This is a genomic window from Streptomyces sp. GbtcB6, assembly GCF_019091475.1.
GTDB classification, from domain to species: Bacteria; Actinomycetota; Actinomycetes; order Streptomycetales; family Streptomycetaceae; genus Streptomyces; species Streptomyces hyaluromycini.
Genome location: NZ_JAGXJL010000204.1, coordinates 1 through 410 on the forward strand (window position 1 = coordinate 1; position 410 = coordinate 410).

At 62.9% G+C, this 410-nt stretch carries 2 pseudogenes; one reads left to right on the forward strand and one right to left on the reverse strand.

Annotated features, from left to right (window positions below):
* A pseudogene (locus KVT45_RS58345) lies at positions 1 to 147 on the reverse strand (IS982 family transposase); the annotation flags it as partial.
* A gap of 70 nt (positions 148 to 217) precedes the next feature.
* On the opposite strand from KVT45_RS58345, the pseudogene KVT45_RS55175 reads away from it, so the two are divergent.
* Positions 218 to 410 (forward strand): annotated as a pseudogene (locus KVT45_RS55175) (hypothetical protein); the annotation flags it as partial.

Consider the following 410-nt stretch of genomic DNA (forward strand, 5'->3'; position numbering starts at 1 on the left):
CGTGGCGAGGGTGACCAGTTCGGCATCGCTCAGGCGGGACGTCATGCCGACCGGCGGGCGCCACGGCGCCAGGTCTGAATGCTCCTTCAGCATGTCGTCGGTCGCCGCACAGAGTGCTGTCGCGAGGGTGTCCACATCATTCGTCACAAAACAATCTTGGACACCCTCGTTCTCGTCCCCGCAGGCACCCCTTGGACCACACCACCAGGAGGAACCAGTGTCATACCCGCAACTGCTCACCCCCGAGGAGAAGCTCGCCGACGCGAAGAAGCTGCTGAGCCTCCCGCGTATCGTCGTGATCTGCGGCTCCACCCGCTTCATGACCGAGATGAACGAGGCCGATCTGCGGGAGACCAAAGCCGGAAAGATCGTCGTCAAACCGGGCTGTGACATGAAGTCGCCGCACGAAC